Origin of the sequence: Rhodococcus phenolicus (assembly GCF_001646785.1) — a bacterium.
Taxonomy (GTDB): Bacteria; Actinomycetota; Actinomycetes; order Mycobacteriales; family Mycobacteriaceae; genus Rhodococcus; species Rhodococcus phenolicus.
The window spans coordinates 1-14185 of record NZ_LRRH01000080.1 but is presented as its reverse complement, the minus strand read 5'-3'; the positions used below and the strand labels follow the sequence as shown (position 1 = coordinate 14185).

Below are 14185 nucleotides of genomic sequence, written 5' to 3'. Positions count from 1 at the left end.
CGTGCTGCTGCAGGACGTCCTCGACGCACCCGATCTCGGTATCCGGCTCCTCCACGGCGCCGCGGCGCTCACCCGCCCGGTGCACCGCGCGTGCACCACCGACATGCCCGACCCGACCCGCTACGTCAGCACCGGATCGGTGGTGTTCACGGGGCTCGTGTGGCGGCGCGCGCCGGAGGACTCGGAGGTGTTCGTCGCGCATCTCGTCCGGTCCGGGGTCGCGGCCGTCGCGGCCGGAGAGGCCCTGTTCGGCGAGGTGCCCGCGGACTTCGTCGATGCCTGTGTGCGGCACGATCTACCGTTGCTGGCGGTACCCGACGAGGTGCCGTTCAGCCGAGTCATCGAGTTCATGACCCGGCAGTGGTCCGGTGCCCGGATGGACCGGCTGCAGACCGGCCTGGCCCGCCAGCGCAGGTTGCTCGCCGCGTTCGCGGACGGTCACGCGCTCGACGATCTTCTCGCCCGGCTGTGCCGCGAATTCGATGTTCCGGCATGGTTGTTCACCGCGACCGGCACCCTCGTGGCCGGGAACGGCCCGGTGGACGAAACCGCGGTCGACGCGATCTGCACGACCGCGCTGACCACACCGCGCTTCCCCGCCACGACCGGCGGCGGACACACGGTGCTGCCGGTCGGTGCAGCCCTGCGCGACCGCACGACGGCGTGGTTCCTCGCACTCGGGCCGGGGACGGCCGGCCCCGAGGAATGCCTCGACGCGTTCACGGAACTCGCGACGGTCGCCGCACTCGAGCGGGTACGGCGCGAGGACCGGCGGCGTGCGGTGTGGGAGACCTCGGACGCGCGGCACCTGGCGGACGTGGTCGGGGCGGCCCACCCGTCGGGCACCCCGCTCGTGGCGGTCGTCGTCGAGCGCGCACCCGCCGCGACCCCCGAACAGCGGATCGCCCTGCGCGCCGCGGTGCACGATGCGCTGCCGTCGTGTGTGACCGGGATCGACGCGGGCGGACGCGTCGTCGCGGTGGTGCCGGGCACCGGGTCCTGCATCATCACGGCACTCGGGCGCCGGCTCGGTCGTCTCACCCCCGCGCTCGCCGGCGGACGGATCGCCGCCGGGGTGAGCGGCACGTGTGCCGGTGAGTCGATCGACGGCGGGATCCGCTCGGCCCAGGCCGCCGCGGCCATCGCGCGTGAGGACGCCGATCAGGTGTCGGTGCGGGCCGCGGAACTGGATTCCGCGGTGGGTCTGCTGGCCGCGGTGCCCGACCGGGTGCGCCGCGCGTTCGCCGACCGCACCCTGGGGCAGGTCCTCGACTACGACCGCCGCAGCCGGGCCGGCCTGATGACCACCCTCGAGGCGTTCCTGGACTGCGACGGCTCGTGGCGGCGCACCGCGGATCGGCTGCACCTGCACCCCAACACTGTGCGCTACCGGATCGGACGCGTCGAGGCGCTCACCGGACGCAACCTCGCACACACCGGCGACCGGCTCGATGTGTTCCTGGCCGTGCGGGCGCTGACCTGAGCTCAGGCACGCCCGGTGTATTCGTCCCAGGCGATGCCGGCCTCGGGAGCGTCCTCACGTTGCACGGTCACGTGCATGAGCCCGTACGGACGGTCGTCGGCGTGGAACACCTCGCCGCGGTTCGGGATACCGAAAGCGTCGAGGTCGTACAGGAAATGATGCTTGTTGGGCGCCTGCAGGCGGATCTCCGCGAGATACGGGAATGCCTCGAGGACCGCGCGTCCCATCTCGAACAGGGTCTGCTGCAAGGCTTTCGACTGCAGGTTCGCGAACCGGTCGAGCATCACCGCGCGAACACCCGCGTAGGTCCGGTCCCAGTCGGCGTCGGTGTGCGCGTACCGCCACCGGACGACGAGACTGGTCGCGAGAACGCGATCGTCGGTGGGTTCGAGCACCGTGAACGGATCCTCGAGGAACCCGGAGAACTCGGAGCCGGTGGACTTGAGGACCACCAGATCCTTCAGCCCCGCGACGACCCATTCCCGGCGGGTGCCCCCGGCACCGGAGACGGTGATCGCGGCGGTACGCACCTCCGAGCCCTTCCGGGTCCACGTGTGCGGATGATCTCCGACACGCTCCCACGGGAAGTCCTCGATCTCGATGCGCGCGGAGGACACCGGACCGATGTCGTCGACGAAGTGCCGGGCGAGCGCAAGCCCGTAGTCCTCGACCGACCCGCGCAGGTGCGTCGCGGCGTAGGCGAAGATCGTCTGCTTCTGACTGTCGGTGGGCAGCACGGCGTGCTGATCGCCCGTCACGTGCGCAGCGTCGAAATCGCCGCGCAGGCTCGACGTGACGTTCAGGTCGCGGATCTCGTGCCGGACGGTGTCGCGGTAGATGCGCACGACCCGGTTCTCGGCCTTGCCGTACCGATTCGGGCCGAGAACGATCCGGCCGGTCAGGTGGTTCACGGGCACAGGGTCCACGGATCAGCTCCCTCGGTAGGTGGAGTACGAGAACGGCGACAGCAGCAGCGGCACGTGGAGGTGCCGGTCGTCGTGCGGGACGCGGAAGGTCACGACGACCTCCGGATAGAACGACTCGGTGCCGCGCGCCTCGAAGTACCCGCCGGTGGCGAACGTGAGGGTGTACGTGCCCGGCTCGAGCGGAACATCGCCGAACGAACCGATGCGGCCGTCGTCGTCGGTGACCCCGGACGCGAGGGGCGTGCCCCCGCTCGCGAGCGTCACCGTCACTCCGGTGGCAGGAACGCCGGCGGTGGCGTCGAGGATGTGTGTACTCACAGTGCTCACTCGTTACCTCCAGTGCCCTCCGCGCCGGCCGCACCGTCGATCAGCAGTTCCAGCCGCAGGCGGTTGATGTCGGCGAGCGCGGCACGAACCTCCCCGCGCTCGGTCTCGGCGTCGTGGCCCAGCCGCCGGTTCAGGATCCCGAGCAGTTCACCGGCCGAACGACCCGCGGCACGCACGAGGTACACGTGCCCGAACTTCTCCTCGTAGGCGCGGTTCCCGGCGGCCAGCGCCGCGCGCACCTCCGCGGTCGAGGTCGCCACGGACGCCTGTTCCCGCTGCGATGCCGCACTGTCGCTGCGCTCACCGATCCGCGGATGCCCGGACAAGGCGTCAGCGAGTTCGGCGTCGCTCAGAGTGAGGGCGAGATCGGCCGCGGCCCGCAGCAGGGCATCGCGGTTGCCGTACGGCCGGGCCGCGGCCACCCGATGCGCCCACGCGGGACTGCTGCAGCACGTCTGCAAGAGCGCGACGGCCTCGTCGTCGGGCAGCGCATCGAATGTCGCACAGTGCACGGTTCCTCCGATCTGTTCCCCTCCACCTTGACGGATCGGCGGCCACGGCAACGGGAACACCGCGACAAAGTCGACGGGGAGCGTCCGGCCCGATTTGGAGGATCAGCCAACCCGCGCAACGAGGCCGGACATCTCGACGATCTGTCCGCGCAGCCAGGTGTGCGCGGGATCGGACTCGTGCACTTCGTGCCACACCGCGTACTGCCGCACCGGCGCCAGCGCGAATGCCGGCTCGAGGATGCGGATGTCCGCGCTTCCGGCGAGCCGTGCCGCCATCCGCGCGGGCAGGAGGGTGACCAGGTGGGTTTCCTCCAGCGCATACGGCATCACCGCGACGTTCGAGGTGGTCGCTCCGATCCGGGCGTGCACACCGGCGCGCGCGAGTGACCGGTCGAGGTGGCTGACGCCGTCGTGGGGTGCGTACGACAGCATCGGGTATCGGGCGAGGACCTCCGGGGTGAGCTCGTTCCCGCGGTAGGGATGACCGTGCCACACCGCCCCGACGAACCGGTCGGTGAGTACGAGCGCCCGGCCGCAGCGGTCGAACTGTGGTTGTTCGAGGAGATGGTCGGGCAGGACCGCCAGGTCCACGTCGTGGCGGTGGAATGCGGCCAGGCTCCGCCCGGTGACGGGTCGCAGGTCGAACTGCACGGCGGTGGCCCGGTACCGGTCGGACCGCATCAGCACCCGGAGCAACGCGACCTCGGCGTAGTCACCCGCGAGCACGGTGAACACGCGCGAGTCGCGGGCCGGGTCGAAGTCCGGGGGGCTGAGAATCGACCGTTCGACGGTCGCCAGCACGCTGCGCAGAGGTTCGGCCAACGCCAGCGCACGAGGCGTCGGGCGCAGCGAGCGGCCGTCCTTGACGAGGATCGGGTCTTCGAGCTGCCGTCGCAGCCTCGCCAGGGCGGTGCTGGTGGCCGGTTGCGACATGTGCAGGCGACGCGCGGCCCGGGTCACGTTGCACTCCGTGAGCAGCGCGTCGAGCACCACGAGCAGGTTGAGGTCGACCCGTCGCAAATCCACCCTGTCTCCCCACACCCGGCCCCACTGTGAAATTCCACCGGATCTTAACCCGTGCGTAGTCCGATTCGACACATATGTCCAGACATATATCTGCTATTCGAATGTGCCTCGCACCTTGTGCGCGGCATGCGCCATTCCTAGTCTGACCTCCTGAATCCCCCCGAAATCTGTTTCGACATCGCCATATTCGTGTATAACGCCGTTTCCCCAGGCCCGGTGGTGCCCGAAGCTCGAAAGGAATCGGTCCTTCCATGAGCCGAGCAGCGCGGCCGTTACGGTCCTTTTCGCCGCAGAACTGGCGCCTGTGGCGCAAGGTCGCGGTGCTGCTCTGCCTGCCGGTGATCGCGGCAAGCCTGTTCGGTGCGTCCCGGGTCAACCGGCTGCTGGAGGAATCCAGGCACTACTCGGCCCAGTCCGAGCAGGTGGCCGTGCTGCCGGCCCTGACCGAGTACGGCACCGCGGTCGCCGGTGCCGGTGCCGCCACGATCCTGGGCATCCCCGCCGAGAACGGGGCGCAGATCGCCGGGGAGAACGAAGGCGTGCTCGTCGATCTGCTGCGCAACGGCAACCTCGATCCCGCGATCGCGGCGCCGGTGGCGCGGATCCTCGAGGACGGCAAACAGCTGCTCGCCAGCTCCCTGTCGCGGCAGATGACCCCGCTCGTCGCCAACGAACGCGTCCGCGAATTCGTCTCCCGCATGACAGACGCGTACCGGGCGATCATCAATTCGTCGACCAACCCGGCGGTCCTGGCCGAAGGCAACACCCTCCTCGACGGCTGGTCGATCCAATGGGTGCTGCTCGACCAGGTCGTGGCGTTCTCGGCGCTGCGCAACGAGCCCGAATCCGCGCTGCTCATGTGGAACACCGCGATGGGCACCGAGCTCGCCGAGCTGCGTGTGCTCGCCGATTCCGTTCCCGACCGGGCACCGGTCGACGCGCTCATCGTCGAAGTCGAGAACCGGCGTGCACTGACCGCGAATCTCGAAGATTCGACAGCCGACGTCGGCACGTTGCGCAACTCTCTGTTCGCCGCGTTGATGGGGTACAACGAGTTCGTCGACGCCTCGGCCGACAAGATCGTCGTCACCCTCGACGACCTCGCCTCCCGGACCCGCGCGGAATCGTGGCGAGACGGCATCGCCGTCGTCACGGTCCTCGGCCTCGCGATTGTCCTCGCGATCGCCATGTCGGTCTCGCTCGTCCGGCCGCTGCGACGGCTGCGCGACGACACGCTGCGCGCCGCCGAGCACGACCTGCCCGAGGCCATCACCAGCATCCGCGAGGGTGGCGACATCGACTCGGTGGTGCTGCCGCCGGTCCGGGTGAACACCGTCGAGGAGGTCGGCCAGGTCGCTCGCGCCGTGGACACCATGAAGTTCGAGGCCCTGCGCCTCGCCGGCGAGCAGGCGCACCTGCGGCGGCAGGTCAACGAGATGCTCGAAACGCTCGCGCGACGCAACAAAACCCTCGTCGAACAGCAGCTTTCGCTGATCGAATCGCTCGAGTTCGAGGAGAAGGATCCCGCCCGGCTGCAGAGTCTGTTCGCGCTCGACCACCTCGCCGCCCGGATGCGCCGCACCGGCGACTCCCTGCTCGTGCTCGCCGGAACCCGGCAGCGTCTCGGCCGTATGCCCGACACACCGCTCGGCGACGTGCTGCGGGGGGCCGTGTCCCAGGTGGAGAACTACGAGCGCGTGCACATCGGCGCGATGCCGGCCGGAAACCTCGTCGGCAGCGCCGTCGCCGACGTCGCCCATCTCGTCGCCGAGTTGCTCGACAACGCGCTGCGCGCCTCGCCACCGAACACCACGGTCAAGTTCGCGTTCTCCGGCGCGGTCGACGGCGGGATGCTCCTCGAAATCGCCGACCAGGGCATCGGCATCCCCGCCGAAGATCTCGCGGAGGTCAACGCGAGACTGGCATCCGGCAACGAGAACGCGACCGGCGCGACCCGGCGCATGGGCCTGTTCGTGGTGGCGCGGCTCGCCGAACGGCACGGCATCACCATCCGGCTGCGCCCGACCTTCGATACCGCGGCGAACAGCGGGATCACCGCCAGCGTGTACATTCCGACGAAACTACTCACCGGCACAAGCCATTTCGTCGACCCCTATCGCGTCGAGCCGCGGCGGCTGCCGGGCAACGACTACGAGCCGACGCCGTACGGCGGTGCCGTCGAGCCGTACCACGGGGTGATCCCCGAGACCCCCGAACCGGATCCGCAGGTGGCCACGCAGCAGTGGCAGCCCGTGGGTGCGGCCAGCGGTGCACACCACCACCGCCCGTCCGAGCCGTGGCAACCGGACAGCCCCGACACCCAGGGGTGGACGCTGCGTCCCTGACGCCCGGCGCGGTCCGCGATTGGCACAGGGCCACGGTGGTCTGCGACCGTGGACACATGAGCGAACCGCGGATCGACGTCCACCAGCATGTGTGGCCGGAGCCGTTTCTGGCCGCGCTGCGGGCGCGGCGGTCCGCGCCCCGGCTCGACGACTGGACTTTGCACACGACCGGGGAGCCACCGTACCGGGTGGAGCCCGGCGATCATTCGATCTCGGCGCGTGCCGAACTCGCCGCGGCGGACGGAATCGATCTCGCGCTGGTGTCGCTGTCGAGTCCGCTCGGCATCGAGTCGTTGCCTGCGGACGAGGCCCGGCCGTTGCTCGACGCGTATCACGAAGGGGTGCTCGCGCTGCCCCGCCCGTTCGGGGCGTGGGCGGCCGCGGGACTCGACGTCCCCGACCCGGCTGCGCTGCGCGATGTCCTCGCAGCAGGGTGTGTGGGTCTACAGCTGCCCGCGAACGCCCTGGCGGACGGCGCCGGATACGAGCATTGCGCCCCGCTGCTGGCCGAACTGGAGCGGAGCGGCAAGCCTCTGTTCGTGCACCCCGGGCCGGTGCCGTCCGCGAGCGGCCCGGCGTGGTGGGCTGCGGTCGTCGGGTACGTCGGGCAGATGCACGCGGCGTGGTTCGCATGGCACGAGTACGGTGCGCGCCGGTACCCGCGGTTGCGGGTGGTGTTCGCGATGCTGGCCGGACTCGCTCCGCTGCACGGCGATCGTCTTGCCGCGCGCGGAGGGCCGGAGGGACTCCCGGCGGCCGGCGTGTTCGTCGAGACGTCGTCGTACGGACACGGGATCGTCGATGCGGTGGCCGCGCAGCTCGGCGCCGACCGTATCGTGCTCGGGTCCGACCGTCCGTACGCGGCGCCGTTGAGCGCCCGGGCCCGGAATCGGCAGCTGCGGGTCGAGAATCCCGCGCTGCTGCTCGGGCCGAGTTTTCCCGCACGAAACCCTTGACAAAGCGAACGATCGCCGATGACATGGGCGGCATGCATCCTTCGGCGACCCCGCGACCACGCGGGCTTCATGTGGACCTCGTCCATGTCGCCGGTGGTTCCTGTGGCTGTTGTTGTCACTGTCTCGACTGACCCCGACAACCCTGCCTGCTCTCGGGTGCGTGCGCCCCCGCCGTACTTCGAGGAACCACGATGTCTGCCCCCGTTCGTCTCCGCACGTCCGTCGATCTCACCGCCGTCGCCCGCTCCATCGCCGCCGACCCCGAACAGTGGCTGCCGTTCGTCCGCTTCGACGCTGAGGAACGCTGGTACACGCGGCTGGCGTTCACCGACGAGTACGAGGTGTGGCTGCTGAGCTGGCTGCCCGGGCAGCGGACCGGCATCCACGACCACGGTGGCAGCGCCGGGGTGTTCGCCGTCGCGGACGGGACGCTGCGCGAGATCGTCGTCGAGGATCCGCGTCCCGGCCTGCTCGACGGTGCGACCGCGGCGTTGTCCACCGCGGTGTACGCCGCCGGGGAGGCCCGGGCGTTCGGCCCCCATCACGTGCACGAGGTTGTCAACGACAGCGACCGTCGCGCCGTGACCGTGCACGTCTATGCGCCGGCGCTGAGTTCCATGCACCGGTACCGCCTCGAGGACGACGTTCTGCGCCTGACGAGTTCCGAACGCGCCGGGGCCGATTGGTGACAAATCCGGCACACGACGGGACCGCGGGTTAGAGTCGGTCGGTCGCCGACCTGCAAGGGAGTTCCCCGCATGAAGAGTCTCGTGCGTACGTTCGCCGCCGCCGCTGCCGCGGCCGTGGTCCTCACCGGTTGTTCCGGCGGGGACACCACCGATCCGCTGGCATCCGGGGGCGACACCGACAGCATCGTCGTCGGATCGGCCAACTTCCCGGAGAACGTCCTGCTCGCTGAGATCTACGCGCAGGCGCTCGAGAGCACCGGCGCCGACGTCACGCGCAGGTTCAACATCGGAAGTCGCGAGATCTACTACGACCAGGTCACCTCCGGCGGCATCACCGTGCTGCCCGAATACAATGGGGCGCTGCTGGCCCGCGTCGACCCGGACAGCACGGCGACCACCACGGACGACGTGAATGCCGCACTGCGCGAATCGCTTCCGGAGGGCGTGCAGATCCTGGACTCGGCGAGCGCCGAGAACAAGGATGCCGTGGTCGTCACCCGGGAGACGGCGGACCGGTACAACCTGGAGAGCATCGCCGACCTCGCTCCGGTCGCGGGCGAGCTCGCGATCGGAGCGGCACCGGAATTCGAGACCCGGCAGCAGGGGGTGGTCGGGTTGAAGGATGTGTACGGCGTGGAGTTCCGGCAGTTCGTCCCCACCGACACGGGCGGGCCGATCACGATCGCCGCGCTCGAGGACGGCACCGTCCAGGCCGCGAACATCTACACCACGGATCCGTCGCTGTCGACGAAACCGTTTGTTGCGCTCTCGGATCCGAAGACGCTGTTCGGCGCACAGAACGTGACGCCGCTCGTGCATCGCGCCGACCTGTCCGACGAGGCGGTCGCCACCCTGAACGAGGTGTCCGCGCAGCTGAGCACCGAGGACCTGATCGTTCTGGTCGGGCAGGTGGTCACGGACGGGGGCGACATCGATGTGGTCGCCGCGGAATGGTTGCAGTCCGCCGGTATCGGGTAGGACACGCAGGTGATCACGTTCGACAGCGTCGAGAAGCGGTATCCGGACGGGACGGTCGCGGTCGACGGGCTCAGCCTCGAGGTGCCGACCGGGACACTCACGGTCCTCGTCGGCCCGTCCGGCTGCGGGAAGACGACGTCGCTGCGCATGATCAACCGGATGGTCGATCCGACCGCCGGCCGGGTTCTGCTCGACGGCAACGACGTTCGCGATCAGGATCCGCAGACTCTGCGGCGCGGCATCGGATACGTCATCCAGCACGCCGGTCTGTTCCCGCACCGCACGGTCGTCGACAACGTCGCGACGGTGCCGCGGCTGCTGGGGGCGACCCGCAGGCAGGCCCGCGCGACCGCGCTCGAGGTGCTCGAACGGGTCGGGCTCGGCGCGGAATACGCGCGGCGCTATCCGGCCCAGTTGTCCGGCGGCCAGCAGCAGCGTGTCGGGGTGGCGCGCGCACTCGCGGCCGATCCGCCGATCCTGCTGATGGACGAGCCGTTCTCCGCGGTGGACCCGGTGGTACGCAAGGAGCTTCAGCAGGAGCTGCTGCGCCTGCAGTCGGTGCTCGCCAAGACGATCGTGCTCGTCACCCACGACATCGACGAGGCGATCACCCTCGGCGACCGGGTCGCGGTGCTCCGCCCGGGCGGGACGCTCGCGCACTACGGTCCGCCGGAGGATCTGCTGACGGCGCCGGCCGACGACTTCGTCGCCGACTTCCTCGGCACGGACCGCGGTGTCCGGCTGCTGTCGTTCTTCCCGTCCGACGACCTGCCGCTGCGCACGGAACCGGTCGTCGACGCCGACGACGATCGTGCCGCGAGCGGCGAAGCGTGGCTGCTGCTCGTCGACACCGAGCGGCGACCGCTCGGTTGGCGCGACCGCGCCGGGGCACTCGTCCCCACGGGCCGGGGATTCGTTCCGGGCCGCGATCCGCTGCGGGTGGCGTTGGACGCGGCGGTGCTCTCCCCGTCCGGGCACGCCGTGGCGGTCGATCCGGACGGTCGGGTGCTCGGCGTGATCAGCCAGGAGGACCTTGCCGGAACGATCCGCGCCCGGCACGCCGCCCGCTCCGCCGGGACCGCCGATCGGACGGATGCGTGAACCTCGGAATCCCTTCGTATCTGGGAAGTTTCAGCGAACTGTTCATCGACCATTTGTTGATGGCGCTGGGGGCGTCGCTGCTGGGACTGGTCGTCGCACTACCGCTGGGGTTGCTGTGCGCGCGCCATCCACGGTGGTATCCGCCGGTGCTCGCGCTCGCGAGTGTGCTGTATTCGATTCCGTCCCTTGCGTTCTTCGTGCTGCTCATCTCGTTCACCGGGATCAGCCGGACGACGGTCGTCATCCCCCTCGCCGTCTACACGCTCGCCGTGCTGGTTCCCAACGTCGTCGACGGCCTGCGCTCGGTCCCGGAGAGCGTACGCCAGTCCGCCACCGCGATGGGGTACTCACCGACCCGCCAGTTGCTGACGGTGGATCTGCCCATCGCATCACCGACGGTGCTGGCCGGCCTGCGCGTCGCGACGGTCGCGAACATCAGCATGGTCAGCGTCGGTGCGCTCATCGGCATGGGGGCGTTCGGATCGCTGTTCACCGCCGCGGTCCAGCTCGACCGGCTGGGCCTCGCGATCACCGGCATCCTCGTGACCGTCGGCATGGCGCTGGTCGTGGACGGGGCGCTGCTGGGGGTGCAGTGGCTGGCGACGCCGTGGCTGCGCCGGACACGGAGCGGGAGGACCCGATGACGACGCTCCTGCACTATCTGTCCGAGTACTTCGGCTCGGCCGCGAACTGGACCGGTCCGGGCGGCATCCCCACCCGCATACGCGAGCATGTCGGCTACACACTGCTCGCGCTGGTCCTGGCGTTCGCTGTCGCGTTTCCGCTGGGTTTGTGGACCGGTCACACCGGCCGGGGCGGTGCCGTGGTCACGCTGGTCGCGAACTCCGCGCGGGCCCTGCCGACCTACGGTCTGCTCGTGCTGCTCGTGGTGCTGTCCGGGATCGGGCTGGTGCCGGTGCTGATTCCGCTGCTCGCGCTCGCGATTCCCCCGATCCTGCTCAACACGTACGAGGGGATTCGCGGCGTCGACCCCGCCCTCACCGACGCCGCACGCGGGATGGGCATGACGCGCCGGCAGGTGCTGCTCGGCGCCCAGTTGCCTGTGGCATTGCCGCTGATCCTGGTGGGGACGCGGACGGCGGCGGTGCAGATCGTCGCGACCGCGACGATCGCTGCCGCTGTCAGCTTCGGCGGGGTCGGGCGTCCGATCGTCGACGGGCTCGCCCGCAGCGACTACGCGCTGGTCGTCGGTGGCGCGGCGTTGGCCGCCCTGTGTTCGCTCGTGGTGCTCGGGATCTTCGCGGTGTTGCGGCGCGTGCTGGTGTCCCCGGGTCTGCGCTGAGCCGGCGAACGTGTCGGACCCCCGGTTCACACTGGTGTTCAACAGGATTGCTCGGCAGGTTTTCGACGGGGCCGGTTTCGACAGGGCCGACTGCGATCAGGGAGGCGCGAGTGTCATGGACACGGAGCGCGGGGCGTTCTTCGGCTGGACTTCGCGGCGGGTGATGCTGCCGCGGACACTGACCGCGGTGGTCTCGGGCACCGCGTCGGGTTCGGGCCTGACGATGGACCGGCAGGTCGCCACCGGGACGGTACGGGGGCGTCTGCTCGCGTACCACGACGCCGACGACGACCACGACTACGTGGCCCTGATGGTCGGGGACGTGCGGGGGTGCGACGACGTGCCGGTCCGCGCAGTCGGTGAGGAGCGCCTGCTTCTGGAGGGTGGACGCAGCGGCCTGCAGGCGGAGATCCTCGTCGGCACCGACGACCGCGACGAGGCCGCCGGGCAACGCGACCTGGATCACCGGCTGTGCTGCGACGGGCCGCTGCGTTCCCTGCTGTGTCATTCCGGTGCGCGGTCGGTCACCGTCGACTGGTGTTCGGTCGGCGCCGCCTGACAGGCCCGGGACCGGGCCACGCCCGAACGATGTCGAGACGTTCGTCACGAACCGGACGCATCGGCGAAGGCGGCGCCTACATCGGACGATGACCGGAAGCCCCCATCGGACCGGGACCTCGGACCGGTATCCATGGTCCCCGTTTTCGATGCCGCAGAGAACGTTTCGAAGGGCATGTGTGTTCGGGGCGGCACGCGCGCCGCCTAGAGTCGCCTTCCGGGACGACGCCCCTCACATCCGTACGGAGGGAGCGCATCACGGAGGTGGCGAACGCGGTGGAATCGAGGCAGTGCTCGCTGATCCGGTCCAATTTCGAATCTCTGACCGACAGTCCCGACCGGACACACGCACTGTCCAACTCGTTCTACTCCATACTCTTTGCGCGCCATCCCGAGACTCGCGAGTACTTTCCCGCGTCGATGGGCGGCCAGCGCGACCGTATCGTGCACGGCCTCGCCCATATCGTCGACGGGCTCGACCGGCCCGATTCGATTCTGCCGTTGGTCCGGCAACTCGGGCGTGAACACCGGAAACACGGGTTCGATCCGTCCCGGTTCGCCTGTCTCACCGAGGCGTTGGCACTGGCCGTGGAACAGGCGAACGGTGACGACTGGACTCGCGATCTCGCCGAATCATGGAGTACTGCCCTCGATCTCGTCACCACCGCGATGACCGATGCGGCTCGCGCCGACCAGGGTCCGGCCGCGTGGGTCGGCACCGTCGTCGAGCATCGACTGCTGACCGACGACATCGCCGTGGTCCGGCTTCGGCTCGACCGGCCGATGGATTACGTTCCGGGACAGTACGTGAGCGTCCAGGTGCCGGGACGGCCACGGATGTGGCGGTATCTGTCACCGGCCACCCCGGCGGACAGCACGGGGATCGTCGAGTTCCATGTCCGGAGAGTGTCGAGCGGCTGGGTCAGCCCGTCGATCGTGCGCCACACCCGGGTCGGGGAGACGTGGGTGCTCGGATCTCCCCTGGGTTCGCTCGGCGATCGCGACGACAGCGACCGTGTAGGGCGCGCACGCTTGATGATCGCGTCCGGCACGGGAATCGCACCGATCCGGGCACAGCTGATGTCGATGGCACGACGCACCGACAACACACCGGTGCACGTGTTCTACTCCGGCCGTTTCTCGTACGACCTCTACGACCTGACGACCCTGGATGCCCTGGCGCGGGTGGCGCCCTGGCTGACGGTGGTCCCGGTCGTCGAGAACGCGGAGAACCCGCGCTGGCACACCGGTCCGGCCGGTCCGCAACCGGCAGTGTACGAGGGCAGCGTGGGCCGGATCGTCGCGGACCACGGCAGGTGGACCGATCACGACGTGCAGATCTGCGGGTCACCGTCGATGGTGCGCACCACCGTGTCGCACCTGCGGGCGGCGGGTGTTCCGCTCGAGCGCATCCACCACGATCCGCAGCCCTGACGCTCCCTCAGATGCCGGGGACGAAGCCGGGATAGACGTAGTGGCCGGGACCGCCACCCGGCAGCGACGACCCGGTGACGGACGGGAAGTTGAGCGGCAACTTGACGAGCTTGTGCGGGTTTCCGTCCCGATCGGCCTGCCAGCAGTCCATCAGCACGCCGTGGAATGCAGTGCACACGATGCGGGTGTTGTTGCCGAACGGCGAGGTCAGCCGGTTCCGGCTGACCAGCGGGTTCCAGAAGTCCGGATTGTCGGGGGTCAGGAACCCGCTCGTCTCGAAGGGGCCGATGGCGCTGGGCCCGTCCGGCACGGGCGGCCATTCGTCGGCAGCGGCGATGCCCGCACCACCTGTACAGATCAGCGCCGCGCCGGTCACCGCTGCGGTGATCCGTGCGGCCCGTCGGGTGACTGCGCGCATGTTCGTCCTCACTGTTCTCCCCGACACACTGTTCCCGACATCCGATTGCGAACTGCCACACCACCCTAACGGCGATGGGAACCTTCAGTCGGCCTATCCGGGTGAAGGGTCCGACTTGTAATGGAGCGA

Annotated in this window: 15 protein-coding genes; 10 read left to right on the top strand and 5 right to left on the bottom strand. The window is 69.6% G+C overall.

Translation table 11 applies throughout. The annotated features are described in order from the left end of the window. The first annotated feature begins 1 nt into the window (after position 1). Positions 2 to 1483: a PucR family transcriptional regulator gene (locus A8G15_RS20720; protein ID WP_068163984.1), complete on the top strand. Its 1482-nt coding sequence runs from the start codon at positions 2 to 4 to the stop codon at positions 1481 to 1483. A 2-nt stretch (positions 1484 to 1485) separates the two neighbouring features. Here the strand turns inward: A8G15_RS20720 and pucL are convergent, their stop codons facing one another. From pucL to A8G15_RS20700, 4 genes are all read right to left on the bottom strand, one after another. Then, the gene (gene pucL / locus A8G15_RS20715; RefSeq protein ID WP_068163912.1) at positions 1486 to 2394 is read right to left on the bottom strand and encodes a factor-independent urate hydroxylase; all 909 of its coding nucleotides are present in this window, start codon (positions 2392 to 2394) and stop codon (positions 1486 to 1488) included. Between the two features lie 18 nt (positions 2395 to 2412). Beyond that, positions 2413 to 2736 carry a hydroxyisourate hydrolase gene (uraH, locus tag A8G15_RS20710; RefSeq protein ID WP_068163910.1) on the bottom strand — a complete coding sequence of 108 codons (324 nt, stop codon included), beginning with the start codon at positions 2734 to 2736 and terminating at the stop codon, positions 2413 to 2415. Further along, positions 2733 to 3248 (bottom strand): 2-oxo-4-hydroxy-4-carboxy-5-ureidoimidazoline decarboxylase, encoded by a 516-nt coding sequence (uraD, locus tag A8G15_RS20705; RefSeq protein ID WP_245687925.1) that lies wholly within the window; start codon positions 3246 to 3248, stop codon positions 2733 to 2735. Before uraD ends, uraH begins: the two co-directional genes overlap by 4 nt. A gap of 102 nt (positions 3249 to 3350) precedes the next feature. Then, on the bottom strand, positions 3351 to 4274 hold the full coding sequence (locus A8G15_RS20700; RefSeq protein WP_068163908.1) for a LysR family transcriptional regulator: 924 nt from the start codon (positions 4272 to 4274) through the stop codon (positions 3351 to 3353). Positions 4275 to 4525: 251 nt separating this feature from the next. Between A8G15_RS20700 and A8G15_RS20695 the strand changes: the two genes are divergently transcribed. The 9 genes from A8G15_RS20695 to A8G15_RS20655 all read left to right on the top strand — a co-directional run bounded on the left by A8G15_RS20695 (position 4526) and on the right by A8G15_RS20655 (position 13638). Beyond that, entirely contained in the window at positions 4526 to 6619 is a 2094-nt protein-coding gene (locus A8G15_RS20695) for a sensor histidine kinase (RefSeq protein WP_068163905.1), read from the top strand. Between the two features lie 56 nt (positions 6620 to 6675). Then, a complete protein-coding gene (locus tag A8G15_RS20690; protein ID WP_068163979.1) occupies positions 6676 to 7575 on the top strand; it encodes an amidohydrolase family protein in 900 nt (299 codons plus the stop codon). Between the two features lie 191 nt (positions 7576 to 7766). Then, complete coding sequence (locus tag A8G15_RS20685; protein WP_068163902.1) at positions 7767 to 8264, top strand: cysteine dioxygenase; 498 nt, start codon at positions 7767 to 7769, stop codon at positions 8262 to 8264. Positions 8265 to 8333: 69 nt separating this feature from the next. Then, positions 8334 to 9242 (top strand): ABC transporter substrate-binding protein, encoded by a 909-nt coding sequence (locus A8G15_RS20680; RefSeq protein ID WP_068163900.1) that lies wholly within the window; start codon positions 8334 to 8336, stop codon positions 9240 to 9242. 9 nt (positions 9243 to 9251) lie between these two features. Continuing rightward, entirely contained in the window at positions 9252 to 10343 is a 1092-nt protein-coding gene (locus A8G15_RS20675) for an ABC transporter ATP-binding protein (protein ID WP_068163893.1), read from the top strand. After that, on the top strand, positions 10340 to 10987 hold the full coding sequence (locus A8G15_RS20670) for an ABC transporter permease (RefSeq protein WP_068163890.1): 648 nt from the start codon (positions 10340 to 10342) through the stop codon (positions 10985 to 10987). Before A8G15_RS20675 ends, A8G15_RS20670 begins: the two co-directional genes overlap by 4 nt. Further along, positions 10984 to 11646 (top strand): ABC transporter permease, encoded by a 663-nt coding sequence (locus tag A8G15_RS20665; RefSeq protein ID WP_068163976.1) that lies wholly within the window; start codon positions 10984 to 10986, stop codon positions 11644 to 11646. Before A8G15_RS20670 ends, A8G15_RS20665 begins: the two co-directional genes overlap by 4 nt. Positions 11647 to 11761: 115 nt before the next feature. Next, positions 11762 to 12205: a hypothetical protein gene (locus A8G15_RS20660; RefSeq protein ID WP_068163888.1), complete on the top strand. Its 444-nt coding sequence runs from the start codon at positions 11762 to 11764 to the stop codon at positions 12203 to 12205. 275 nt (positions 12206 to 12480) lie between these two features. After that, complete coding sequence (locus A8G15_RS20655) at positions 12481 to 13638, top strand: globin domain-containing protein (RefSeq protein ID WP_068163975.1); 1158 nt, start codon at positions 12481 to 12483, stop codon at positions 13636 to 13638. A 7-nt stretch (positions 13639 to 13645) separates the two neighbouring features. Here the strand turns inward: A8G15_RS20655 and A8G15_RS20650 are convergent, their stop codons facing one another. Beyond that, positions 13646 to 14056 (bottom strand): hypothetical protein, encoded by a 411-nt coding sequence (locus A8G15_RS20650; protein WP_068163974.1) that lies wholly within the window; start codon positions 14054 to 14056, stop codon positions 13646 to 13648. Between the last annotated feature and the right edge of the window lie 129 nt (positions 14057 to 14185).